The sequence below is a fragment of the Portibacter lacus genome (assembly GCF_021533215.1).
Taxonomy (GTDB): domain Bacteria; phylum Bacteroidota; class Bacteroidia; order Chitinophagales; family Saprospiraceae; genus Portibacter; species Portibacter lacus.
This window is the reverse complement of sequence record NZ_JAJNKA010000015.1, coordinates 49,225-73,388: the sequence shown is the minus strand read 5'-3', so window position 1 is coordinate 73,388 and position 24,164 is coordinate 49,225. Positions and strand designations below refer to the sequence as shown.

The following is a 24,164-nucleotide window of genomic DNA, read 5'->3' as shown; positions in this document are numbered from 1 at the left end:
GCTTTTTCACCTAGTGTACTGCAAGTGTGACTTTTACGAGTGCATATAGGGAGTGAATGAGATACCTATTCATGTACAATTACATTTCCACTTTGGATTTCAAGTACTCCTCCTGCTTCATTTAAGATATCTACTCCTGTGTTAGCGGAAGTGGCACCCATATTGATGTCGCCATCAGTTCTTATTAAACTTGCATTATAAATAGCATTTATAGATGTTCTATCGATAAATATTTCACCTGAGCTTTCATTGTCAATCAGACCAGTATTATAAATCCCATATTGACCCGTCCCCGTATTGTTACCAATGTGAATCGTTCCAAAATTCGTCAAAGAAGTACCAGAAGAGAGATTTCGGATGGCATTATTGATCGTTTTATTAATCTCAATGTTACCAGTGGCATTCACCGTAATGTCGCTCAAGTTATGAATTCCATACCTTCCTGAAGAGACCCCATTTCCTATCCTCAAGTCACCATTTATCACTAAACTCCCAGTTGAGGAATTATACAAACCTGCTTCCGTAAATCGATTAATTTCAATATCTGCGTTAGTTCCCACCGTGAAGGTTGAGGATACATCAACTCCATAGTCAACAGTCCCTGTCACATCTCCAACTTTTAAGCTTCCACCTGCGATATTCGTGGTACCACCAGTGCTTCTAAACCCTGTGGTTGTAACTCGATTAATACTTATATTTCCGTTACTTGTAAAGTCATCTTGAGTGACTATTCCTTCTATACCAGAGTTACTCGTATTTCCAATTTTCAAATCAGATAAACCGGCTATGGAGGTGGTAGACGACGGGGATGTTAAAAAGGCAATATTAGAAGTTCCATTGATTTCTATCGAAGATCCGAAGGAAGTTTGACTAAATGTTCCTGCATTCTCTATTCCATTGCTAGCACTTAGCGATACATTCCCTATCCTGATATTCCCTTGAAATCCATTTGTGAAAGTACCTCCACCTAAATTTGAAATGCCTGACGATGTAACTCTATTAATAGTCAAGGAACTGCCGTTTGAGAAAGTTCCCGCATTAACTATACCGAAGCTCCCACTTGTGTTCGAACTGCCAATATTGATACTACTACTTGTAACATTATCGAACGTCCCTGTATTTTCCATAGCTCTATTACTTGCTCTATTGATACTAATATGACCTGAACTGTTACTAAAGTTCCCCAAATTATTAATACCCATTTGCCCTATTGCAGCAAGGTCACCCATATTAATTTCGCCATTATTTGTAAAGTCTAAAATATTAACCAAGGCAAATTCTGAAGTCCTGTCAATATTAATCTCTCCACTTGTTTGATTATTAAAGGTAGCTTGGTTCTGAATAGCCCTAGAAGCAATGTTTCCTAATTGTCCAAAATTCAAAGTAGCGTTATTGTTAAAAGTTCCGCCGTCAGTATTAAACAAATTCATTTGGTCAGCGGACATATTAAAATTTATTACACCTTCAGCCGTATTGGTAAATGTGCCTGTATTCACCAGTGAGAATTCACAGTCGCCTGATTTGATATCGATTTCGGCTTTATTGATTGCGGTGCCTGTATTTAGTATCCCGTATAATAAGACATCATCTATTTCGATTTTACCTCCTATATCATTAGTCAATGTAGCTGATGCGCCGATTTCTAATCCATTATTTCCTGAAGCTTGGTTATTGCCAATATAGATATCACCAGAATTAACCAGAGAACTGCTATTACTTATAAATACAGGTGTTGATGTAGATCGATTGATTTCAATATTTCCATTATAATTATTAGTAAAAGTTCCTTCCGTTAACTGAAGGCCTACTTGCATGTTAGGACTAGCTGCTTCTCCGATAATAATCGAACCACTATTGCTGAAAGTAGCTTGTGAAACTATTCCAACTAAGTCAGCCTTGCTAATCTTAATAGTAGCATTCGATGAATTACTAACCGACCCAGCCACATTCCAGAATGGTATGGTCCCGGGAGAGGACGGAGACGCTGTTCCTATGATTAAGTCACCATTATTAATAAATGTGCCTCTGTTAAAAAATGCCGAGGTTTGCCCATTTACGCCTATTGAGCCAGTTGTAGAAAGAGATGATCCCGGGGCAATCGATAACGACGCTGAATCAAAAATGATTATGGATTTACATCCTTTAGTACCAATAACTGTGGGGTTAATACCATTTGAATTTGAATATATTTGCACATCTGCGTTTGGACTCGGCGCAATACCAAGGTCCCAATTGGGACCGAAACTCCAATCCACATTATAGGTTCCTTCCCATACCCACGTTTGTGCGTTCATATTGATAAAGGAAAAAATTGTAAGTATGGCGGTTAATAAAAAATTTGAAAAATTCATTTTGGTTATTTTTGAAAGTGGAGGTCAATTTTTATAATACTCTGAATAGCGTTCAGGGTATTAATCTTCTATGGTCTCATTTAGGTTATACAGGTCTTCAAAGGTTTTGAAAAATAGCCTTGACACCTTTCTTCCTTGACTTTGAAACTGGAATGAAATGGCCAGCGATTTCCAGAAGAGCGTTATTTTTCATTATGCTTTCTATCTGGTCTTTATTAACCAAATAAGAGGCATGGCATCGGATAAAGAGACTGTCTCCGAGAATTTCTTGGAAGTACTTCAAACTTTTCGAAGCCAGAACCGTAGAGCCATCTTTTAAAATGAAGTGCGTGTAATTACTATCTGACTTACAAAACAGAATATCTGCAGACTTAATGCCTACAGTTCTATCTCTAAGGGAAATGAACAACTTCGGGGGTGTTTTTTTTGTAGTCCGAGTAGGCCTTTCTGGCATCTTAAGAATGCGAGCGTCCAGACCGTTTAAGGGAAGTGCAGTCATATTTGAGGTATTGTGGTTTTAGATATGATAGCAATGTAATACCTAGTATTCTTCAGCGTTAGAAAAGGATGTAAACAATATTGCCAAAAACATAAACAAAAGTGACAAACCCACCTAACTAATTAAATATCAATCGATTGACCCCACTCAACTCCAAATCTTTCTAGGTATAGTTTTCGGAAATACCAAGGGGTAGAAATGCCAACATGCGCGATCACTTCTTCCAAGTTTTCACACTTTCCTGTTTCGTAAAGTTGTCTTGCCTTATTAAGTTTCACTTCTATGATGTATTTATTTGGGGTTATTCCTATTTCTTTTTTTACTACTCGGATTAATGTTCTTTTACTTGTTTGGAGTTTTTCTGCTAAAAGGTCAAGTCCGAATTCATTGGATTGAATATGTTCCAATATGGTTTGATTCAATTTCCTGATGAAATCCGACTCAATGATCTCGGGACTGTCCTTTGCTATAGTTAACTGCTGTTCCACATGTTTATACGCTACCCTAGCTTTGTAGTTCTGATAAACTGCATTCAATCGATAGATTAATTCCTTTTCTGAGAATGGTTTTTTCAGATAATCATCCACTCCCATTCGATAGGCAGACATTAGATCAGCTTCATTGTGTTTAGCAGTTAGGAAGACAAAGGGCTTTATCTGGAGTGTAGCATCTTGACGAACTTCGTTTAGCAAACTAATGCCATTCATTTTCGGCATCATAATATCTGAAAGGATGATATCGATACTTGCATCCTTCTGTAAAAGGCTCCAGGCTATTTCGCCATCTTCCGCTTCCTCTACCATAAAATACGCTTCTAGAACAAGCCTGATGTACTTTCTTAAGTCTTCATTATCCTCTACGATAAGTAATTTAGGTTTCAGCGTGTTAGCCCATACATGAAGTGAGGGTTGTAAAGCTGGAATGGTTAAAGCGGCTACAGATTTTTCCGATAAGTCGGTAATTTCAATGGGAAGGGTCACAAGGAAATTGCTTCCCTGCTGATATTCACTATTAACTTTTATGCTACCATTCATTAGTTCTACGTACTCTTTAACCATTGACAAACCAATACCAGTCCCTGGGTTAGCTAATTCGTTAATGGATTGCACTTGGTAGAAGCGATTAAATATCTTATCTAGATTTTCTTCTTTAATACCTATTCCTGAATCACTGATCTCCATATGTAGCACTTCATCTTCTACTTTAAAATTACAAGTGATCCTCCCTCCTTCATTGGTGAATTTTATAGCATTGATGATTAAATTTTGAATGATCTTCGATATTCTTATTTCATCCCCGATTATACTATGTGAAAGATTTATAGTGTGAATGATCAAGTCAATATTTTTCCTTTCGGCTAAGGGTTCGAAAATTTGAGTTGATGAATGGATGAGCTGTTTCAAGTTTATTTTTTGACTCCTTAAAACAACCTTTTTAGAAGTTAACCTGCTCAATTCTAGCAATTCTGATACTCTACTTTGTAGGAGTTTCCCATTGTCCTTCATTATCCTAAGCAGACTTCTTTGTTGGTCTGTGAGATTACTGCCTTCACTGATTCCTTCTATGGGTGAGATGAGTAATGTTAATGGTGTTCTCAGCTCATGAGAAATATTGGCAAAAAACTGGTTTTTAAGTTTGTCTAAACTTTCGAGTTCGTCTGCTTGCTGTTTGATGATTTCTCTTTCATTCCTCAACTCTGCAGTTCTTTCTGTTACAGCAGCTTCTAGCCTTTTATTTTGTGATCTAAGTCGTCTAAACCACCATAGCGATCCCCCGAAAATAAGGAGTAAGCTTCCTAGGCGAAACCACCAACTTTCATAGAAGAATGGGTTCACCTGCACAGTGGCAAAGATGATGTTACTTTCTGTCTTCTTCTCTATTGCTCTAATTTCAATAACATTCTTCCCACTTTTTAAGTAGTTAAATCTCAATTCATTATTTGCACCATTCTCCTGCCAGTGACCTCCATTTAAGCGGTGTTCAAACTGTATATCTGCTCTATAAGGGCTACTTTTTGTCGAGAAACTCAATGAAAAATTTCGTTTATGAGCTGGTAATACTATTTCTGTGGACTGCTCACATAGTATGTATTCAGTCCGTATTGAATCACTATCAAGAACAGGATAAGACTTTTCAACGAAGAAAAGTTCTGAACGGTGTGTGGAATCTTTGCTTATTGTTTCATCGAAAATATACAAGCCTTCGACTGTACCGATGTAAACTTTTTGGTAGACGCTGTCATAAAATGACGAGTATCGATTACATTCCGGATTGCTAAATAGGGCATTATCTAAGAAGTAAAACTCGGTTGAAAACGTATTGAAAATGCAGACCCCACTAAATGTAGAAATCCATAAGCGATTTCCTGTCGTGGGTAAGATCTTGGCAATACCATATCCAGGGTTAATAGACCATTCTTTTACTAATTCGAATCTGCCTTGTGATGCGTTGTAATGTCGCATAGTACCATCTTCATAACCAACGTAGATATTGGATTGATCATCCTTTAACAAAGAAAGAGCTTTCTTTTTTATGGTATCTTGAAAGATGAATTGCTCACCTTTTATATCATAAACTGTAAAGCCTTTATTAGAAGCCATCGCAATCGTATGCACATCCAGGTTTGTGCAATCCAAAACTCTGTCTATTTCTGTTGAAAGAAAGATGGTATCATGACTTTCGATTTTTAAAGATTTAATGAAGTTACCTGCATGTGCCGAAGAAATAAATAAATCGTCACTATCTAACAGTTGTGCATAGTAATTACCTCCTTGATGGGCAACAGTATCTAAACTGTAATCATTCTGTATTGCGTAAACATGCCATGATCCATCGAATAGAAGTCTGCCCTTGAGGTCCCTCTTGAGAAATCTATTATCAGACGCACTGTTGCCTCGATCTGTTATTTCTCTTAAAGTGTTTCCGTCTCTATCTCTTACAAAACTCCTACCCGTAGAGGAGATCAGAAATACTTCTTCTTTGTTAATGATGTTTATATTTCGAAAACTTTCATCACCTAAAATCCGTGTAACCGAGGGATTTTCTCTATCCAGTCTAAATAATCCTTCTTTACTAGCTACCCACAGCTGATCTGGTGAATTACCGAACTTCAACGATCTCACTTGGCTACTGTTAAAATTAGTTTCATAGCTTATTTTTTCATGATCAAGTAGGGTGAGATCGAGTTTTATTTTTCCTTCGTGCTTATACAATTCCGCACTATTTCCTGAAACGTCCGTGGATCGTTGCAGATAAGCTTTTGGTAAATCCGATGCTAATGCTGAGATGGAATCTGTGTTAATATCCCATTCATAAATTGCTGTTGAGTCTGGACCAAAACGGAATGTAGATCGTCCATTAACTTGAGTAAGTTCTGTAATTTCTAGGTCAATGTTTTCATTTTCTATTTCAAGATTTCTCAGTCCTACTACCCTATTCATCTCTCCACAATTCAAGTCCACTTCATGCCATCTCTTATTTATATATGATACATCATCATCATTTAGTTCAGCTTCCAGAAAAAGAAATGAGTCGTCACCTTTTATAATTTGGGAGACGAAGTATTTAGAATCACAAACAAACTCATGTTTGTTTTCATTGTAACGGATAATCTGAAAGCCTTCATCTTTGCGAATAGAATAATAAAAAGCCCCTTCCACTACTCCGATACTATATATATTCCCAGAAGTTAATGGAGAAGTGAAAGCCTCAAGCTTATCAAGACGCGGGTGGTATAAATATTCAAGATTAAAGTATGTGAAAGTAATAAATATAGAACCATCTTGTAAACGATCCATTGTCACCTTTTCATTAACATCTACCCATCTGCCTAAAGACCCTAAATCTATTAAATTATGCCCATCGTATACTTTTAATTTAGCGAAACTTTCTAATGCGTTGTAGATGACATCATCATTTTTCTGAATGTAGTAAACTGGACCTTCTACAGTAGGAAGTACAGCATACACAGGCATTTCTATGTCGATTTTAGTGGGCTGGTATTGGCCTAAGACAATAACAGGCAGGACTACTAAAAGTAGCATTAAAGCCCAGTAACATTTCGAATCGAACATTTAGCAAGTAATTTAGTAAACAAATACTTACGCGAGCAGATTCCGAAGGAATTTCCCAAATAAGCACTTGCTAAAGCAATTAATCATACATGGTGTTGTAGGTTCGATTTTATTTTATTCAGCTTCCGTTAATCTGAATTTTTGAATACTATTTCCCAAAATATCGCCAACGTATATACTTCCTTCATCGTCAATCTGAATATCGTGGTATCCGGAAATGGGACCATCATAAAATCCTGTTCTACCAAATTGCAGTTGTAGATTCGTATTGAGATCAAAACGGAAAATGTCAGAACCTTTTACAATCGTGTCCTCTACGATCATGTAATCTATTCCGAAGAGATGATTCTTGTGAGGATCGATCGTGACGGAATAGAGTTGATCCGTTATTTCATTCTGCCAAACAGCCTTAAAATTCCCCTTGGCATCAAATTTTTGAATTCTATTGTTTTCGCGGTCTGCGACATATACATTTCCATTTTTATCTAAATCAATTCCGTGCGGAATGCATATTCCTGCACCTTTGCTCCCTCGATTCCTATCGGTTTGACCCCGAAGTATTTAATTTCCCTTTCGGTATAAAACCCTTCTTATATTCGAAATACGCTCATCCTCTTTGTTCTCTGCCTTCAATTTAAAGTATAATCTGTACTATTAAAATGTGAAATGTACCACTTCTAAGAGCTTATTATTAATGCCTCGAATCAGAACGGTCTAGATGCATCCAGAGGCCTGACGGAGGAAAGGCTTATGTGATGGCGGCATGTTACTAGGCGTATTAGTTGATCGTTAGTCTTAAATCTTTACCAAATCCTTGTTTAAAGATTCTGATTATGGTTGAAAGTCTTATATCTGAAGCATTATTCTCAATTCTTGAAATATAACTTTTGGTTGTTCCGCATTTGTTTGCCAATTGCTCCTGCGTTAATCCTTCCTCATGCCTTAACTGTTGAAGGGTAATGCCTAATTTGAATGCCTCATACCCTGATTCAAATTCATCACGAGATTTTGTACCTTTAATTCCATATTGTTCATCAATATGTTGATCGAATGATTTAATATTTGGATTGTTTTTCATTGAAATATTCTTTTTTAATTCTTTCAGCTTTTTTGATTTCATTCCTTGGAGTTTTCTGTGTTTTCTTTTGAAAGCCATTTTCCAATATAATCAGTTGATCTTCATCGAAAAAACAGAAAATTCTGTAGATGTTTGATCCCAATTTTACTCTTATTTCCCATATTCCGTCTGTATTTGCCATTCGTTGGAAATAATCTGTTGGAACCATTTCATGATACTCAATGACTTTAATTGTCCAATCTACTTTTGCTCTTGTCTTTTTATCTAACTTTTGATAAAAGTCCATGAAGTAGTTTTTGTACAATTTGGCATGTCTGACTTTTTGTTCCATTTAAGCCAAAGTTAGCTAAATAGATAACAATCACAAAGTAATTTGAGTTCAATCTTATTGGAAATTATGCCTAGTTACGGTCAATGATAAGAGGAGGAGCGACGAAGGAGCTCTTGCTTCTTATCTACTGTTATCCACTTTTTTTACTTTAAAACAGCATGCTTGATTTTAACGTGTTTTTTCTCTGTAGGCCTCCATTCATTTTGATTTGCCATGGTATCACAAATTTTTTCATGGTAATAAACCTGATACCATGTCTTCTTTTGAAATTTACAGATGTGTTTGTAAGTTAATTCGGAATGCAGCATAAGTCTAAACATAAACTCTTCCTTGGGTTCACGGTGATTATTTAATATTTGGCTTAAACTTACAGGAGTGATATTTATATCCTTCGCGAACATTGACCGTTTGTCATAAATGGTATCAATGTAGTTCGTTAAGAAATTAGTAAAGAAATTACCCTCTTGGTAATTAGGTTGTTTTAGATAATCTTCCATCCTCAATTTAAGTTGAAGGAGTTTAGCATTAATGACCTGACTTCTAGATAATTTATTTAGTCTTTTTAATCTAGCTTCCATTAATTGTTTGCCATCCGATAACTTCTTATCTAAGCTTTTATATCTTGAGTCTACGCCAAATTCAGGGCTGCTTAGTGTATTACTCGACTTATTATTTTCCATTATCATATTTTTTGACAAGATTTAAAATTTCAGGGAGCTCTAAACTTAAGGTTGCTCCTGTAACATTCATTCCATAAGTTTTTATATAATGTTGGGCTATAGTACTTTTTGGTTTTAAAGAGACGCAAGCAAGTTCCGCAAATTCTTTTATCGCTAGTTTTGAAATGAATGTCAGCAAGTTTCCCACAATTCTTTCATAAGATTTCTGTTTACCTTTATTATCAACTGAGACAGATAGTAATCTAATGTGAATTCTCCATTCTTCTGGTATTCTTTCAATTGAAACTAAGCCTAAAATTTTTGAATCATCCGTTCTGATTAATTTATTGATTTCATAATTTTTCTCAAGTTTCCAATTGAAGAAATATTCCTTTTTCGTAATTTTCTTAAAGTCTTGAGATTCAATTGATGTGATATCAACATCGAAATGCTCTTGTGTTTTTACATCAACTATATACATAACGTAAATATACTGAAAATAGTTTACAAATTAAGTTAACTGTAAGATAAGTAGTTTACATTAAATGGAAAGTATCAATAAATTGTGGATAACGGTCAATGATAAGAGGAGGAGCGACGAAGGAGCTCTTACTTCTTATCTACTGTTATCCCTGGTTGTTTACTTTGGCCGCCAATTCTTGTTCAATTTGATCGGATTTTGCCTCGTATCCCAAATTCTCAAAATATAAATTGTATCTCCCTCGATCATATAAATTAAATAATAATTTCCTGAGATTTTCACCCTGACATTTGTTGAGTTTGATCTTTTACCAATCTCAGGATGTTGAGAAATGATTTCGATTTCATGGATAAAAATTCGGTTGAGTTTTTTGCTATATGATGTAGACTTGTTTCTTCTTCTATAAAAATCAAGAATACTAATCCTATCCGCTTTTGCTTGATTTGTCCAGCTTATTTGTTTAGCCATTCTTCAATTTCTTTATTGACATCACTATGTGATTGTGTCAATCCCTCTTTGACTTGCTGTTTGGCTTCTTCTATTGATTGGAGTTGAACGTCATCAAACTCGTAAATTGAATCATTATCGCTTTCCAGTTCGATATAATTTAAGAGTCCTTGAAGTATTGAATCGTCCTCTAATTTGTTGACCGATTGTAGTACTTTTTCTTTAAGAGTTTGAGAAGCCATCCTATTTGATTTTATTTATAAAGATACATATAGATATTATTTAAACAGTATTACTATTCTAAAAGTGCCAAGAGCTCATTTTTTTCAATTTAATCAGGGATAACTCACTTATATACCCACAATTTAATATAAATCATTCCTAGTTTCTTATTTCCTTTATATTTATTAACCTCATAGCGGACTCCTATATATTTAGCTTTAAAAGCTAATCTATAAAATTTGCCATGATAGCTAGCGATATTAAAATGAACTACTACGGATAAGCATTGATCGATAACCACAAATTAACAGGCAAAAGATACACCCACATTGACCTATACCTCTACCCTATTCTTTCGGTATAAAACCCTTCTTGTATTCGAAATACGCTTATCCTCTTTGTTATTTGCCTTCAATTTTAAGTATAATCTGTACTATTAAAATGTGAAATGTACCACTTCTAAGAGCTTATTATTAATGCCTTGAATCAGAACGGAAAATGATAAGAGGAGGAGTGGCGAAGGAGCTCTTCTTTCTTATCTATTGTTAGCTACTGCATCTTTATTTGATTTTGTCTTTGAAAAACTTCCAAATCTCCTCAGCCATTTCAATATCTTCATTTTGTTCGCCTACTATAGTCTTATAGATTTGAGAATATTTTTCACTTTTACTTGGCTCTGTATGACCACCACCTATAATTTTATAAAGAATAACTTCACTATTATTTAATCCATTTTTATAAGTCGCTTTTTCTACAGTACTGTTGTCGTCGATATTTATATTGTCAAACTTTTCAATGATAGGTGTAGTATCTGTTTGGTTCCGTTGTATCCAATAAAGGATACTTTCATCCGTAGATTTAACTATTCCTCTATTACTTGAAATCTGACCACCACCGTAAGGTACAAGAGGGTCCACAGTTCCATTCATATATAGTGCAGATATGACTTCATCGCTTTCTATGCAAATTGAATTTTCTGGCAATGAATTAACAACTGAAGCAAATGCCGCAATTTTCTCTGGGATTTCCTCAGCAAGCCGTTGAGTCATTAAAGCACCATTTGAAATTCCAGTTATATATACTCTACCTTTATCATGACTATATTCTTGTTCTATTTTCTCCAGCAAATTCGTAATAAACTTTACATCATCAGTAGATGGATTACCTATAGCATCTGTTCTGCAGTCATTCCAACCTCGAGACTCTTCTGGGCCGAGTTCGCCGTTAGGAACTACAACAATAAATTCTTGTTCTTGAGCAATCTTTAACCATATTTTCTGTGGATTTTTACCTAAGCCCTCACCTATACTTTGGTCCGAACTCCCCCCATGACCATGAAGTAAAACTACTAATGGCTTATTTTTAGAATCCTGTGGATGCTGAATATGAAATGTACGTAAAATACCATCCACTGATATTGTCTCATCTAACTTCAATATTGGATTCGGTATCAATTCACTTTCATCTTTTTTACAAGAAAATAGGAGAAAAAAACTGAGTAGAAATATTATTAGGCTAATTCTCATTTTATTTTTTTATGTTCTGACTAAAGTTCGCTAAGTCGTTGATAATCAATGGGTGTTTTTTTTGTGAATTTTGTATTGATTATCATAAATATAACGGATCGGTGATATGGAGCGGACGCAGCGATAGCAAGTCTGATCTCATATCACTTGTTACCTACCGTACTTCTTTCCTCTTTATAACTTGGTGTTGAAAATTTTGATTCCCAATTATTGACATAATTTCAACTTCATCATGATTAAGTCGATAGTAAATGGTATCTGAACCACATGGACATCTTCGGTATCCAATTCTTATGTAATCAACTGATTCAAACGAAAATGGATTGTTGGCAATTTTATCAAAATATTCAAATAATTCATTGAAGTATTTATCAGCTTGTCTTATTCCAAATCTTTTAACGCCGAATTGATGAATTCGAATCAAGTCCTCTTTGGCTGTATTACTTAACTTGTAATTAGCCATTTAATCTTAACTTAGATTCTATAAGAATTTCAGCTTTACTCATTTTAGTGAAACCACTCTTTTCGGCTTTTTCTAATTTTCGGTTGATCCAGTCAATTTGAGCTTGCTGATTCCTAGCTTGTCTAATTAAGTCATTTACTAATTCACTTTTACTTGAATACTCTTGGTTTGATACCATCTCTTTTAACCAATCATCATTTGGCTTTGTAAATGTTATACTTTGTCTGTTCATCTGCTATTTAATATATTGGTGTGAATATACATCATATTTGCATCAAATACAAATTAAATGTAAGGTTGGCTTGTATGGTAGGTAACGTGATAGCGATAAGAGGAGTTTCGCCTTCCGCCTAACGTTACTTCTAAAATTAAACAATTTTACGAAATGCGTATTGAAGTGGGAATTATTTAAGGCGAAATTCACTTCTTAATCGCGTGTTATACTTAGTGATAAAAAGAAATCTTATGACACACGATTGCGTTTGCCATTCGTAAATTCTAAAAAAAGCTACAAGCGGAGATAAATACGTTGAACGTTTAAAATCTGACTCGCAAAGATCGGTGCGTTGGCATCCTTTTTTCGGTCGAGCTAACGAAAATACGAAAGAGAAGACGAATTGGAACATGACAAGATTGAACGATTGGATTGGAGTGAGCAAAGTTGCTAGATTTACTGTAAGCGCGAAAGTTGAAGGTTTCCATATTCGTTAAGTGAAAAGCTGAACAAATAAAAACAGATTTGCTGTAATTGGGCAAAGACAAAGATGAGTTTACCGTTGCAAGATTTGGTTATCGAATTGAAGGAAATGTTCTTGCTTAATTTGCTTTCTGGCGCGCGTCTAAGTTGATCGTCTTCTCCTGACAAAATTTTAGTCTCGACCGAAAAAAGTTTCAAGGAATTGAGCGTTATAAATGGCTTAAGTACCACCATAGATGAATTGACGGAGTCAATTCATTAAGTATAACTCACTTATATACCCACAATTTAATATAAATCATTCCTAGTTTCTTATTTCCTTTATATTTATTAACCTCATAGCGGACTCCTATATATTTAGCTTTAAAAGCTAATCTATAAAATTTGCCATGATAGCTAGCGATATTAAAATGAACTACTGCGGATAAGCATTGATCGACAACCACAAATTAACAGGCAAAAGATACACCCACATTGACCTATACCTCTACCCTATTCTTTCGGTATAAAACCCTTCTTGTATTCGAAATACGCTCATCCTCTTTGTTATCTGCCTTCAATTTAAAGTATAATCTGTACTATTAAAATGTGAAATGTACCACTTCTAAGAGCTTATTATTAATGCCTTGAATCAGAACGGTCTAGATGCATCTTGAGTGCAAGCGATAGCGACGTATTCCGAGATCGTATCCTGTTAACTCTCGGTTTTTCTCTTTGCCAAAAATTCTTTTGGACTCATCACAGGTATTTTTGAATGCTTAAAATCTTTTAGATTTCTTGTTATAATCGAATTGGCATTTGATTCTAATGCTGTATAATATTGGATACCGTCTTCAAAATCTTTGAAGTTTAGATCGTTCAACGCTAAATCAACAACTTTATCATTAAGTGCATGTGATTCAACGAGAACTTTGAATTTTCCAATAATTGACCGTGCATCTTTTAGCTTCATCACATCATTTAAAATGTAGTGAGTGTTGACAAGACTCAGTGCTGAAACTGTTAATTCGATTTGGTTGGAATCAGCTAATGAAAAAAGTTTGAGGCTTTCATGATAGAATGGCTCTCTTTTCGCAAGTAGGTCAATTATTACATTTGTGTCGACAAATACGTTCACTAGTTGGTCTTGTTTTCTAAGTACTTAATTCTAGACTTTTTGTAATCAAATCCTTCAGGTAGTTTGCCGACTCCGCACAAGCTTTCTACAAGAGGTGTTATTTTGATATCCGTTTCTTCTTCTTGAGAATTTGTGATGGATTGAAAGTATGATTCAATCATCTTTGACAAACTTGTACCATTTCGTTTGGCATATTTTTTTGCTTGCTCGATTATTTTTTGATTTAGACTTAATGTCAATTTCTTATCCATTGGATTACTTTTACGTACAAATATACGAAATTAACACGTAACAGTCAAGAGGAGATCTGTTTACTTTTTCTGAGAGATAACGTCTTAGCTGCTTGCTCCGTTCCGAGGAACGAGGTATGGAGTTATCGCAGTCTGTTACCCCTCGTTCTAATATTCATAGCTGATAAAAGATTTCTAGGTATTGGGTTCTTCACTTCAATAAAAATGCAGGAGCGATAAATTTTTCCATTTCACTAAAAGCAATGGTATGATTAAGATTAAAATCACTTGGATTATGATGAAGAAAAAGTGCTACAAGATTTAAATCAGGAACAATATACAGGAATTGTCCTCCATATCCTGCGGCGTATACTATAGGAATTTTAGTTTGGTCAACATTCAAATGACCTGTCCACCACTGATACCCATAACCCTCATCTTTTGATTCACTTATAGGTAAATGAAACGAAGTAGATTCTTTAATCCAAGATTCTGAAACTACCTGTTGCCCATTCCATTTTCCATTATTAAGTACTAATTGTCCTATTTTTAAAAAATCCCTCGGGAGTAACAATAGTCCACCTCCTGTGTGCACCTGATTATTTACAGATTGCCAAAAATATTGTTGAATACCCAGGTTCATAAATAAAGATTGTTCAGCATATTTATCAGTAGGCATTTTAGTCGAATTAAGGAGTACGCCTCCAAGTAAAATAGAAAGACCACTATTATATTCAAATTTTTCTCCTGGCTGGCCTCCTTTAGCTATTTTTCTTGATAAAACATATCTGTACATATCCGAACTAAAATTTATTCTAATTGCATCATTTTTTGGATTAGAGTAAGGTATGTTATTTTCTTGCCAAGTTAACCCTGCAGACATTGTGAGGGCATGTTTAAGACTCACAGGCCAATTACTTGGATTTAAAGTATCGGTATAATTATTGAAATAGTCCCGAATAGGTAAATTTATATTACTTATCAACTCATTATCATGTGCAATGCCGATTAAAAGAGAGGTTACACTTTTTGTACAAGAATTGATTAAATGAATCCTATTTTGAGCACCTAAATGAAAATACTCTTCTAATATTAATTCACCATTATAAGAAATCAATGCAGCGTCAAGACCTTGATATTTTCCATCAACCACATTCTGGAACAATCGATTTAATGGTTGCTGAAAAACATTGGAATTCCTTAAGTCTACAATAGGCCATCCATCATCCATTAATTCAGGGGAACTATAATTCCAGTTATTTATAGCAAGCCCATTTTCATTAACTCTAGCAGGCATATTAGATGTCCAATCATCTACTTTAATAAATCTCAAAGTGTCTTTTTTTCCATCTAATCCATAGACGATTCCTTCTAGAATATTTTCTTGTAATAATTTACCTTCGAATTTTCCGACATCAACAAAATCAAATTCAATATTAAAATTTGTCACTTTTAATTTTGGGATTACTCCATATTGCATTATTTCTGCTGCCTCCCATCGTCCACTCCATTCACTATTAAACATTCCTTTACTTAACTCAAGCTCAAACGTTGATTGTATTCCAGTTATATATTCAATTTTAGTTTGCCATATTCCTGTCCAGTTACTTCGATCTACAGAACAAGAAGTTATTAAAAGTAGCATAACTAAGCTTATTAAATAATTGCCATTTTTTGATGCAAGTAAAGCCTTGTTATTTTTGGATATCATTTTTATCTTTTTGGATTTACATACTTAAATTTTATTTTTTAATGAGGGGTAACTCACTTATATACCCTCAATTTAATATAAATCATTCCTAGTTTCTGAATTCCCTAAAATTTAACTAACCTCATAGCCGCTTCCTATATATTTAGCTTTAAAAAGCTAATCTATAAAATTTGCTCTGATAGCTAGCGATATTAAAATGAACTACTAAGATAAGTATTACTCGATACCTAGCGGATAACTTACTAAAGAAACTCCCACATTGACCTAGACCTCTACCCTATTCTTTCGGGATATATTACTAGGTATCGCTTATTAAAGACTGCATGATTTTTTGAATTACTTCTTCTAGAGTTTCCGTTCCGTAAGTTCTGCGAATAAAGCTTTGCCAGCTTTCAGGAATTAGTAGGATTCAATATAGACATTATCCCTTACGGAAGTGGTTCACATCATAAATATCCTCATCATTCCTATAGTTTAACAATACGCTTGCTGAACATCAGCTCGCCGGAACCATTGCTTACACTTATCAAGTAAACACCTGATGTTTGTTGGTCGAACGGTAATTCTAATTGACCTTTTTCGCTCTTCATAGATCCCAATTGGAAGCCAGTGATATCGAACCATTTAATGTCGTAACGATCATGGGAGCTAGGTAGCTCAATCCATGTATTTCCACGTGTGGGATTAGGAAAAACAACAATCTCTTCCGCTGATCTGTCTCCTTTTACATGGATAATTTCACTGTACTGAAAAGCACCATTCAGATCATTCGATCGCAATCTATAATAGATTTTATTACTTGATCGGACAGGATCTGTATAATTGTATTTGCTATGATTTCCGGTTGAAGAAATTTCACTTATTTTAGTGAAGTTAATTCCATCAACGCTTCGCTCTATTTCAAAGTTATCAAAGGATTCTTCCAACGCCGTTTCCCAAGAAACAAGTATTTCATTTTCATTTCTGGATGCACGGAAATCTATTAATTCTACTGGGACCGTAACGGCCTCGCTTATCATTAGTTGAACAGGAACTGTGACTTCATCTCCGGAAGGAGAATTGTTGCCATTTGCCACTACACCGGTAGAATAAAAAGTTACTTCTCCTGTATTAGCAGTAGGTGCAGTCCAAGTAGCTGTGAAAACATAATTGTCAGCTGATAAAGCTGGAGTACTGTGTTCTAAATATTGTCGCCCATTAAGAGGACTTATTTTTGTTTGAGATCCAGGAGATGAAAAGCTCCCTGCTTGGGAGTTATTATCTGTTAAGCCAACCAATTGGAAGCCACGTGCAAAGTTAAATTGAGAAGCTACTTTGGCTTCAACTAGATATGTATTTCCGGGAGTGTAAGAAGTTACCGGCTGGTTAGCATTGTCTTTCAAAACTATGGTCAGACTAGCATTATTGAACGCCCCACCATGACAGGACCCGCAAGTTAACCCATAAGAAAGTGGAGAGCCCGTTCGATCTATACTAAAAGTAGACGCTGGACCTGTGCGTGATGAAATTAATAAAACATAAGCCAGTGTGGAGAAAAATAATAAAAATACTATTCTAAGTTTCATGGTAGCTAATTAATGAGTTCGTGTTGTGTGTGTGTCTTGGAAAATTTTTATAGAATGACTTCGAGTTCGAGATCATTATATAAATAAATGACGTTAAGATGAAGTCGTGCCCCTATGTCAGAGATGCGCATTTTTTAAGAAAATTGATACTACCCTAACTGTGAATAATGTCTTATTTAAATCTAATTATACTGATCGATGGTATGGAATTAGTGATCATATCAGTGATACTGTGAATGTGGTAGAAAGTATAGGTGGTCCGTTAATTTTCGGAGGAACCTGCAGCAATCAACCAGATTCTAATAACATATGTATCAGTAGATATTTTAATTCAACGTTACAACCATTATATGTCAATGAATTTGGGACAGAGTTATATTCGATTAACACAATCGCTTTTCATTCTGGAAGCAAATTCACATTTGGGGGTGAGTTTTATTTCTCGCAAGGAGTAGGAACTTATGGAAGAAACCTTGCCACTTATGACTTAGTTAACAATCGTATTGAACCCATTGCGATATTTGATAAAGCTGTGAATAGTCTATCCTATTTGGATGGTAAGTTATTTATTGGCGGCAGTTTTCAAACAAATTTAGATGTTCAGAATATTAACTTTTTAGCAAGGCAAAGATCCTCTGTCGGAGTGAGTAATTTCCCGTCAAAAGAGACGTTCGAATTTTATCCAAACCCATTCACAACTTCAATACATTTAGAAGGTGTTCAAAATAGAAGCGTTTATTCGAAAATAAGTTTCGATGGACGCATTCTTAAACGTGGCCAAGTAATGAACGAAACAATAAATGACCTGGCTTTCTTGAGTAGTGGGATTCTTCTACTGCGCCTAGAGACATCAGATGGCTTTATCGTTAAGAAAATAATTAAGTGACTACTTGCAAATCGTACTCTGGAATAGTTTAGGGTTTGAATTAAAGATAGGCGTTCCTAAGTGGTCAAGCGAACTTTCTCAATCAACATAGATTAAAAAATTGACCACCCTTAAGAAAATGCGTGGATCTTCGTGGTTTCAGTATCAGAAACTATGCATTTAGAATAGAAGATAACGCAGTATTTCATGTATTCATCTGGTTTACTTGTGGCGTTTTGGTTCTTGGTTTCTACTTTGCTTATCCTTTTTCATATTCAGATCTGAAATCATTAAACATAGAAGTTACAATTTGTTTCGAGTCTCCATCGGTTAAACTTTCAAAAGAGATGTATCCAGTATAATTGGTGTCTTTGAGAATGGTGGCGATCTTTTTCATGTTTACCGGTTCAGCAACTCCATCGACGTAGACAAGTTCTTTGATAAACCAATAATTTGCATAGGGTGCCAATTTTTCAATTTCTTCATAAGGATCACCTTGTCTTAAACTACCAATATCTAGTATTAACCCAAACCATTCTGAATCTACTCTTTTCAATATATCGATTACCTCATCGGCGGTGTACAAAAAATCGTTATGATGCTGCATGGCTGCAATGACTCCTATCTCTTCAGCATATTCGGCGCATTCTTTAAAGTCTGATACCATCCATGATTTAACCTGGTCTTTCGTGTAGCCTTCGTACTTTCCCTTTCCAGCAAAAATTCTCATGATGGAAGCTCCTAGTTTTGAGGATACTTGCAACCAATTTTTTATCAATTCAATATCAGATGCTCTAGCCGTTTTATCTGGATTGGTAAAGTCATTTCTCACTCCTGTCCAAGAAATATTCAATCCTAATTGTAGCGCTTTCTTTTTTAATTGAAACAATGTTTTATCGTCTGGAATTTTTGGGTAGCCTGAAAAATAATAGCCCGTTAGATCTACAGCATTCAGACCGAGAGAAGCAGCAAAGTCCATCATATCAAAAAATGACATTTCACCACTTTTCAATAAGTCATTAAAAGTATATGCATTGACACTATATTGCAATCTAGACGTGGCTGAGGTATTATCTAATGGGCTTGTGAAGAGGTTGCGAGATCCTAGTAAAACTGGAGTGATGGCCATACTGCGTAATAAATTCCTTCTTGTCTTATCCATATTTAACATTAATTTTTTCCAGTATTCTCTACATTCAAAAGGAAGATACCAAATTTAGTAGATTTCCTGCACAAGCTTCCATAGATTTCCAGTTTAGGTGCATTCACAGATCGACTAAAGGGAGCTTGGTCCTCTTTCAATAATGATTTTGATTAGGTCTGAATTTCGTCAGACCAAGGTTTTCCTCCATTCTCCACCATGTCTGATATCGTTAACATGTTTATTGGGATGTATTACAGATGAATTACAAGTGGAATTTCTGGTCTTAGATCATAAGATCTACCTTGCTTTTCATTGTCAAAATACAACTCCATTAAATACTCATCACTATCTAATATTTCAACATTATCAAGAGCAGCAATACTTTGAATTGTGCTACTGGTCTGGTCTAGGTTTCTTGAATGGAGCTTAATTTTCGAAATCTTTTCTGCCCCGTTCGAATGTTTATAAAACTTTCTCCATATCGCGTATTCTTCAGGAATATTGGACAACGCTTCCAGATTCTCAAACTTATCATATGTGATCTCTGGGTATACCACAAATAATGATGGTTCTTCTTTATTGATTTTAGAATTTTCTGCAGCGAATATTGCATTGTCTTCTTCCATCCAATCTTGAGCGTACTTAACCGTTTGGAAAGGAATTTTACGGGCATCATATTCTTTCATATTCAGTGCAATACTAAATGGTAAGTAACCATTTTCTGGACTTTTAGACCTTTCTTCAAAATCTAACTTAGGATTTGTTTTCGCATTATCGAGAAACTCCTCTTCATCGTAAACATATATTAATTCTAAGTAAGCATTTAGAAAATAGAAATAGCGACCAGTAGTACCTTGTCCTGAATGAATCCGAGATAAGGAATCTGGCACTCCTGTAAACCCTATTTCTTCCAGTTTCGCCTTTGCTTCCTGAGTGTTTTCCAACCATATATTGACATGATCAACTTCCATATTTGATTCTTGCTGCTGACAACTTATGAGGAATGAGCATATAACAACGGCTATAAATAATTTCATCTTTATATTCTGTAGTACCAAGTTTATTTTAATAATGGTCTGAGTAACGAATTTGTGAAAATTGAATGCTTCTTAGGTATTTTCATTGAAGTTAAAATGAGGATAAAGTTTGTTTCTAACTTCTTAATTAATGTAATTCCAGCTTAACATTTGGCTACTCTGTTGGTATTTTGGACATGTCCATGTAAAATATCTCCCAAGTATGTCCGTCAAAATCTTCAATTGTTCGTTGCAGCATAAAGCCATAGTCTCTCTGATCATTGGGTTCTATTCCCCCAGCATCAAGTCCTTTACTCATGATCGAATTTACCTCATCGATCGAATCGGCAGACAATGCGAACAGCCCTGCTAGACTTGATTTTGTATCTGCAATAGGTTTTGTTGCAAAGGAGGAAAACTTCTCATGATTTAAAAGCATAACAAAAATGTTTTCACTCCACACCATACATTTTCCTTGATTGTCTGAAAATTGAGGATTATTCGTAAATCCTAATGCTTTGTAAAAGTTGGTTGACTTTTGTAAGTCTTTGACAGCTAAATTGATAAAAATTTGATTTGCCATTGTTTAATTTATTTAGTTATGCGTCAGGTTTGGTTGCTCGACCAACCGCAAGGGTTTTCACGAAAACTTTTGCCATCTTTAATAAGATATTACAGTTGGTATTCCTTTTTGTAATATTCTAATTTCTATTACACAAGATACATTTTATAATAAATACTTATAGTCATTTCAGCTTCTGAGTTTGAAGTCATTTTTCAAATAATCTACAGAAAAAAGTACCTAAATCGTATCAAAATGTAGAATAAAACCTTCTCACATTACAAGCGCTAACATTGACCATGAAAGAAATAACCCTAATTTTCTATGTAATTATTCAGTTCCAACTTTTCGCGCCCTAACATTGACCTGCAAAAAAATGACCTTATGCCTTCTCTTTAAAAATAAGACTAAAAAGATAACCTGTCACGAAACAAGAAACCACACCAAGCAAAGAATACATAAGAATGTGAATTTCTGTAAATACACTAACATACCAAATCAATAATGCACTGACCGCTAATCCGAGTAAGGTTCCAGTAGCATTAGCCCTTTTCGTCAATAATCCAAGTAGAAACATACCTCCTAATCCACCCGTGAAAAGACCCAGAAATCTATAAAATTCATCCCAAAGTGACTTGATATCCGAATTCGCCATCCATAGTGCTAAAATAATTCCCAACACTCCTGTGATTGCCGTAACAAAACGAGCGATTCGCAATAAAGAAACATCTTCAACTTCTGGTCTGAAACGTTTGTAGAAATCACTGCTGAATGCCGTAGAAACTGAATTCAAACTGCTACTAATACTCGACATGGCCGCTGAAAATATACCTGCAATCAAGAGACCTGAAATACCGATCGGCAATTCATTCACGATGTACCAAGGAAAGATAGAATCATTATTAGAAATATCTGGTGTCAGACGCTGAGGCATTTCCGTATAGAATATAAACAAAAGTGTTCCTATTCCAAAGAAAATGATGGAGGCAGGTAAAGTCAATACCGCATTAGTATACAAGGTTTTCTGAGCATCTTTTACGTTATTGCTAGTGAGGTATCTTTGGACAACCGTTTGGTCAGTACCTTGCGTTACCATAGCGGAAGCAAGCCCACCTATAAATACTACCCAAAAGGTGGTTTCCGTAAAATTAAAATCCAGGTTGACCATGTTAATTTTCTGGCGGTCACTTGCATAAGTGATCATTTCTCCAACGGGCATATCCGTATGCAGTAAAATCCAAACAACTGCGACGATACTTCCTCCCATGAGGACTATAACTTGTAAGACATCCGTCCAGATCACCGCTTCGATTCCTCCGAATGTAGTATAGACAATACAAATGATTCCCATGATCAAAATGCTCGTTTCTACTGAAATTCCTGTTACAATAGATATGGCTAAAGACGGCAGTAAAAGCACAATACCGATCCGTCCTAGTTGGAAAAGAATAAATGACAAACTTCCGAAAGCTCTTGCCAGATAGTTAAACCTATTTTCTAGAAATTCATACGCTGTAGATACTTTTAATCGGCTGAAATAAGGAATAAATAAGAAGGCAATAAGTGGTGTGATTACAATGGCCGCCATATTCAGAAAGAAATATGACCAGTCCGTTAGAAACGCCTTTGCAGGAATTGCCATAAAGGTAATCGCACTGAGAAGCGTACCGAAAACACTCAGGCCTGATGCCCACCAAGGCACTCTTCCACCTCCGACAAAGTAGTCTTCTGTTGATTTCTGTTTTCTGGAAAAATAAATTCCGATCAGCAGTGAAACAAGTAAATAAGCAAAGAGCACGATGTAGTTCACCAAGCCAAAATTACTTCCCGTTTTCGCTGCCCCAGCGACATATGAGGAGGGTGTCCTCACGCCAGGAGCGACTTCTCCTGAAATGATGTAAAAATCACTTCCTGATTGGAAAGAAAGATTGGTTACAGGAATTTGGTTTTTCAATTGTCCTTCTCGGAACCATTGATCCGTTATAGTATTATACGCTAAAACATCCTTACTAAAGCCAGAATGACTTGCTACGATTTCATTTCTTTTCGCTTTTAATTCGGCCTTGACTATCGGATCATCGCTTTCCACTTCCGCGAGATATAGATTTTCAATCTCATCAAACAAAAGCTCATCAGAGCCTCCATAAACAACAAGGTGCATACTTCCTCTCGCCTCCATTGCTGCACCCATGATTACTCTCGGCGCTCCGTCGATATTGAGAGCTCCATGTTGCTTCCATTCTTGAGTATGCAAGTCGTAGGAAATATAATCAGAAAGCGCTGTTGATTTCTCACCCTTCGTTTCATTCCTTCCTCCTACGATATAGATGATCCGTGAATCAGAATTGTCTTGAACTGCAGCTGAGTGAACTGCTCTTGCCGGTCCGGGAAAATCAGGAAGTTTCTCCCATGATGATTGCGTTTCTATATTTAATCGATAAAATATATTCGTGCTTCCTGATGAATTCTTTCCGCCTATCACGTAGACAAATCCATCATCACTCACCGATGTTGAATAGGCAATTTCTTCTGGAAGCGCCAGCATTTCTTTTACGACGACTTCGTCTGCCTCCCTATCAAAGTTGATCAATAAGGTAGCGTCAAAGATTTGCTCACTATTATCTCCACCCACACAGATTATTCCTACTTCTGTGCTCGTACAAGCTGAATATGCTATTGGAAATGGAAGCTTAGTTTTCGAAAGCGTCCATTTATCATCTTTATAAAAGTAGATATCATCGTACCATACTTTCGCACCGTCTTTCCAAGGCGGATTTTCAGGAAAATTAGCTCCTCCACCAGCAATAACAACACTATGAGACATCCCTCCTAGCATTCCAGCGAAACCAAGACTTTCGGTATCTCCATTTATCGTGGGCAATTCAGGAAGTTCAACTAATTCAGAACTGCTAAATGTAGATTGCTGAGCAGTTATAACACTCGTAGAAGTAGTCAGAAGTAGGGCTATTACAAATACTAAAACAAGCTTATTTTGCGATAAACGGAAATAATTTTTTACTTGAAATAAGATTGGTTTCATTGAGTTTGATGGTATAAAAAATTAAAGTTCTTCTTCGGTTTTGATGAATGGAATGAATGAAATTCACAATGGCCTCTTATGCCTCAT

22 protein-coding genes and 1 pseudogene are annotated in these 24,164 nt (G+C 35.5%); 1 reads left to right on the top strand and 22 read right to left on the bottom strand.

Annotation, left to right across the window (positions count from 1 at the left end):
* Window positions 1-65 precede the first annotated feature (65 nt).
* The 18 genes and pseudogenes from L2586_RS20685 to L2586_RS20610 all read right to left on the bottom strand — a co-directional run bounded on the left by L2586_RS20685 (window position 66) and on the right by L2586_RS20610 (window position 17,450).
* A complete protein-coding gene (locus L2586_RS20685) occupies window positions 66-2,351 on the bottom strand; it encodes a beta strand repeat-containing protein (protein ID WP_235294861.1) in 2,286 nt (761 codons plus the stop codon).
* A gap of 97 nt (window positions 2,352-2,448) precedes the next feature.
* Window positions 2,449-2,850 (bottom strand): LytR/AlgR family response regulator transcription factor, encoded by a 402-nt coding sequence (locus L2586_RS20680; RefSeq protein ID WP_235294860.1) that lies wholly within the window; start codon window positions 2,848-2,850, stop codon window positions 2,449-2,451.
* A gap of 122 nt (window positions 2,851-2,972) precedes the next feature.
* Window positions 2,973-6,923: an ATP-binding protein gene (locus L2586_RS20675; RefSeq protein WP_235294859.1), complete on the bottom strand. Its 3,951-nt coding sequence runs from the start codon at window positions 6,921-6,923 to the stop codon at window positions 2,973-2,975.
* Window positions 6,924-7,037: 114 nt separating this feature from the next.
* Window positions 7,038-7,247, bottom strand: a complete 210-nt coding sequence (locus tag L2586_RS20670; RefSeq protein WP_235294858.1) for a hypothetical protein — start codon at window positions 7,245-7,247, stop codon at window positions 7,038-7,040.
* Window positions 7,248-7,364: 117 nt separating this feature from the next.
* Window positions 7,365-7,430, bottom strand: a pseudogene (locus L2586_RS24885) (hypothetical protein); the annotation flags it as partial.
* Between the two features lie 271 nt (window positions 7,431-7,701).
* Window positions 7,702-8,001 (bottom strand): helix-turn-helix domain-containing protein, encoded by a 300-nt coding sequence (locus L2586_RS20665; protein ID WP_235294857.1) that lies wholly within the window; start codon window positions 7,999-8,001, stop codon window positions 7,702-7,704.
* Complete coding sequence (locus L2586_RS20660) at window positions 7,979-8,332, bottom strand: type II toxin-antitoxin system RelE/ParE family toxin (protein ID WP_235294856.1); 354 nt, start codon at window positions 8,330-8,332, stop codon at window positions 7,979-7,981. The genes L2586_RS20665 and L2586_RS20660 overlap by 23 nt, the downstream gene beginning before the upstream one ends.
* Window positions 8,333-8,475: 143 nt before the next feature.
* A complete protein-coding gene (locus tag L2586_RS20655) occupies window positions 8,476-9,012 on the bottom strand; it encodes a hypothetical protein (protein ID WP_235294855.1) in 537 nt (178 codons plus the stop codon).
* The gene (locus L2586_RS20650; RefSeq protein ID WP_235294854.1) at window positions 9,002-9,472 is read right to left on the bottom strand and encodes a hypothetical protein; all 471 of its coding nucleotides are present in this window, start codon (window positions 9,470-9,472) and stop codon (window positions 9,002-9,004) included. The genes L2586_RS20655 and L2586_RS20650 overlap by 11 nt, the downstream gene beginning before the upstream one ends.
* A gap of 159 nt (window positions 9,473-9,631) precedes the next feature.
* Window positions 9,632-9,940, bottom strand: coding sequence for a type II toxin-antitoxin system RelE/ParE family toxin (locus L2586_RS24880; protein WP_394804425.1), 309 nt, complete (start codon window positions 9,938-9,940; stop codon window positions 9,632-9,634).
* A complete protein-coding gene (locus tag L2586_RS20645; RefSeq protein WP_235294853.1) occupies window positions 9,925-10,161 on the bottom strand; it encodes a hypothetical protein in 237 nt (78 codons plus the stop codon). Before L2586_RS20645 ends, L2586_RS24880 begins: the two co-directional genes overlap by 16 nt.
* A 540-nt stretch (window positions 10,162-10,701) precedes the next feature.
* Window positions 10,702-11,667: an alpha/beta hydrolase family esterase gene (locus L2586_RS20640; protein ID WP_235294852.1), complete on the bottom strand. Its 966-nt coding sequence runs from the start codon at window positions 11,665-11,667 to the stop codon at window positions 10,702-10,704.
* Between the two features lie 154 nt (window positions 11,668-11,821).
* The gene (locus L2586_RS20635) at window positions 11,822-12,130 is read right to left on the bottom strand and encodes a type II toxin-antitoxin system RelE/ParE family toxin (protein WP_235294851.1); all 309 of its coding nucleotides are present in this window, start codon (window positions 12,128-12,130) and stop codon (window positions 11,822-11,824) included.
* A complete protein-coding gene (locus tag L2586_RS20630) occupies window positions 12,123-12,362 on the bottom strand; it encodes a ribbon-helix-helix domain-containing protein (RefSeq protein ID WP_235294850.1) in 240 nt (79 codons plus the stop codon). Before L2586_RS20630 ends, L2586_RS20635 begins: the two co-directional genes overlap by 8 nt.
* 1,159 nt (window positions 12,363-13,521) lie before the next feature.
* A complete protein-coding gene (locus L2586_RS20625) occupies window positions 13,522-13,944 on the bottom strand; it encodes a type II toxin-antitoxin system VapC family toxin (RefSeq protein WP_235294849.1) in 423 nt (140 codons plus the stop codon).
* Window positions 13,944-14,195 (bottom strand): DUF6364 family protein, encoded by a 252-nt coding sequence (locus L2586_RS20620; protein WP_235294848.1) that lies wholly within the window; start codon window positions 14,193-14,195, stop codon window positions 13,944-13,946. The genes L2586_RS20625 and L2586_RS20620 overlap by 1 nt, the downstream gene beginning before the upstream one ends.
* A 190-nt stretch (window positions 14,196-14,385) precedes the next feature.
* Window positions 14,386-15,819 (bottom strand): serine hydrolase domain-containing protein, encoded by a 1,434-nt coding sequence (locus tag L2586_RS20615; protein ID WP_235294847.1) that lies wholly within the window; start codon window positions 15,817-15,819, stop codon window positions 14,386-14,388.
* Window positions 15,820-16,352: 533 nt separating this feature from the next.
* A complete protein-coding gene (locus tag L2586_RS20610; RefSeq protein ID WP_235294846.1) occupies window positions 16,353-17,450 on the bottom strand; it encodes a choice-of-anchor V domain-containing protein in 1,098 nt (365 codons plus the stop codon).
* 160 nt (window positions 17,451-17,610) lie between these two features.
* Between L2586_RS20610 and L2586_RS24715 the strand changes: the two genes are divergently transcribed.
* Window positions 17,611-18,336: a T9SS type A sorting domain-containing protein gene (locus L2586_RS24715; RefSeq protein ID WP_235294845.1), complete on the top strand. Its 726-nt coding sequence runs from the start codon at window positions 17,611-17,613 to the stop codon at window positions 18,334-18,336.
* Window positions 18,337-18,574: 238 nt separating this feature from the next.
* Here the strand turns inward: L2586_RS24715 and L2586_RS20600 are convergent, their stop codons facing one another.
* The 4 genes from L2586_RS20600 to L2586_RS20585 form a co-directional block, all read right to left on the bottom strand.
* Window positions 18,575-19,477 carry a sugar phosphate isomerase/epimerase family protein gene (locus tag L2586_RS20600; protein WP_235294844.1) on the bottom strand — a complete coding sequence of 301 codons (903 nt, stop codon included), beginning with the start codon at window positions 19,475-19,477 and terminating at the stop codon, window positions 18,575-18,577.
* 233 nt (window positions 19,478-19,710) lie between these two features.
* Window positions 19,711-20,496, bottom strand: coding sequence for a VOC family protein (locus tag L2586_RS20595; protein WP_235294843.1), 786 nt, complete (start codon window positions 20,494-20,496; stop codon window positions 19,711-19,713).
* 154 nt (window positions 20,497-20,650) lie between these two features.
* Window positions 20,651-21,058 carry a VOC family protein gene (locus L2586_RS20590; RefSeq protein WP_235294842.1) on the bottom strand — a complete coding sequence of 136 codons (408 nt, stop codon included), beginning with the start codon at window positions 21,056-21,058 and terminating at the stop codon, window positions 20,651-20,653.
* A 361-nt stretch (window positions 21,059-21,419) separates the two neighbouring features.
* Complete coding sequence (locus tag L2586_RS20585) at window positions 21,420-24,077, bottom strand: sodium:solute symporter family transporter (protein ID WP_235294841.1); 2,658 nt, start codon at window positions 24,075-24,077, stop codon at window positions 21,420-21,422.
* Window positions 24,078-24,164 lie beyond the last annotated feature (87 nt).

What these genes read in the sequence shown, in the direction of transcription:
- L2586_RS24880 (WP_394804425.1), bottom strand. Translation starts at nt 9,940, where the DNA reads ATGGCTAAACAAATAAGCTGGACAAATCAAGCAAAAGCGGATAGGATT.
- L2586_RS20665 (WP_235294857.1), bottom strand. Translation starts at nt 8,001, where the DNA reads ATGAAAAACAATCCAAATATTAAATCATTCGATCAACATATTGATGAA.
- L2586_RS20670 (WP_235294858.1), bottom strand. Translation starts at nt 7,247, where the DNA reads ATGATCGTAGAGGACACGATTGTAAAAGGTTCTGACATTTTCCGTTTT.
- L2586_RS20620 (WP_235294848.1), bottom strand. Translation starts at nt 14,195, where the DNA reads ATGGATAAGAAATTGACATTAAGTCTAAATCAAAAAATAATCGAGCAA.
- L2586_RS20610 (WP_235294846.1), bottom strand. Translation starts at nt 17,450, where the DNA reads ATGAAACTTAGAATAGTATTTTTATTATTTTTCTCCACACTGGCTTAT.
- L2586_RS20635 (WP_235294851.1), bottom strand. Translation starts at nt 12,130, where the DNA reads ATGGCTAATTACAAGTTAAGTAATACAGCCAAAGAGGACTTGATTCGA.
- L2586_RS20590 (WP_235294842.1), bottom strand. Translation starts at nt 21,058, where the DNA reads ATGGCAAATCAAATTTTTATCAATTTAGCTGTCAAAGACTTACAAAAG.
- L2586_RS20645 (WP_235294853.1), bottom strand. Translation starts at nt 10,161, where the DNA reads ATGGCTTCTCAAACTCTTAAAGAAAAAGTACTACAATCGGTCAACAAA.
- L2586_RS20595 (WP_235294843.1), bottom strand. Translation starts at nt 20,496, where the DNA reads ATGAAATTATTTATAGCCGTTGTTATATGCTCATTCCTCATAAGTTGT.
- L2586_RS20650 (WP_235294854.1), bottom strand. Translation starts at nt 9,472, where the DNA reads ATGTATATAGTTGATGTAAAAACACAAGAGCATTTCGATGTTGATATC.
- L2586_RS20585 (WP_235294841.1), bottom strand. Translation starts at nt 24,077, where the DNA reads ATGAAACCAATCTTATTTCAAGTAAAAAATTATTTCCGTTTATCGCAA.
- L2586_RS20685 (WP_235294861.1), bottom strand. Translation starts at nt 2,351, where the DNA reads ATGAATTTTTCAAATTTTTTATTAACCGCCATACTTACAATTTTTTCC.
- L2586_RS20640 (WP_235294852.1), bottom strand. Translation starts at nt 11,667, where the DNA reads ATGAGAATTAGCCTAATAATATTTCTACTCAGTTTTTTTCTCCTATTT.
- L2586_RS20675 (WP_235294859.1), bottom strand. Translation starts at nt 6,923, where the DNA reads ATGTTCGATTCGAAATGTTACTGGGCTTTAATGCTACTTTTAGTAGTC.
- L2586_RS20600 (WP_235294844.1), bottom strand. Translation starts at nt 19,477, where the DNA reads ATGGATAAGACAAGAAGGAATTTATTACGCAGTATGGCCATCACTCCA.
- L2586_RS20660 (WP_235294856.1), bottom strand. Translation starts at nt 8,332, where the DNA reads ATGGAACAAAAAGTCAGACATGCCAAATTGTACAAAAACTACTTCATG.
- L2586_RS20615 (WP_235294847.1), bottom strand. Translation starts at nt 15,819, where the DNA reads ATGCTACTTTTAATAACTTCTTGTTCTGTAGATCGAAGTAACTGGACA.
- L2586_RS20680 (WP_235294860.1), bottom strand. Translation starts at nt 2,850, where the DNA reads ATGACTGCACTTCCCTTAAACGGTCTGGACGCTCGCATTCTTAAGATG.
- L2586_RS20630 (WP_235294850.1), bottom strand. Translation starts at nt 12,362, where the DNA reads ATGAACAGACAAAGTATAACATTTACAAAGCCAAATGATGATTGGTTA.
- L2586_RS20655 (WP_235294855.1), bottom strand. Translation starts at nt 9,012, where the DNA reads ATGGAAAATAATAAGTCGAGTAATACACTAAGCAGCCCTGAATTTGGC.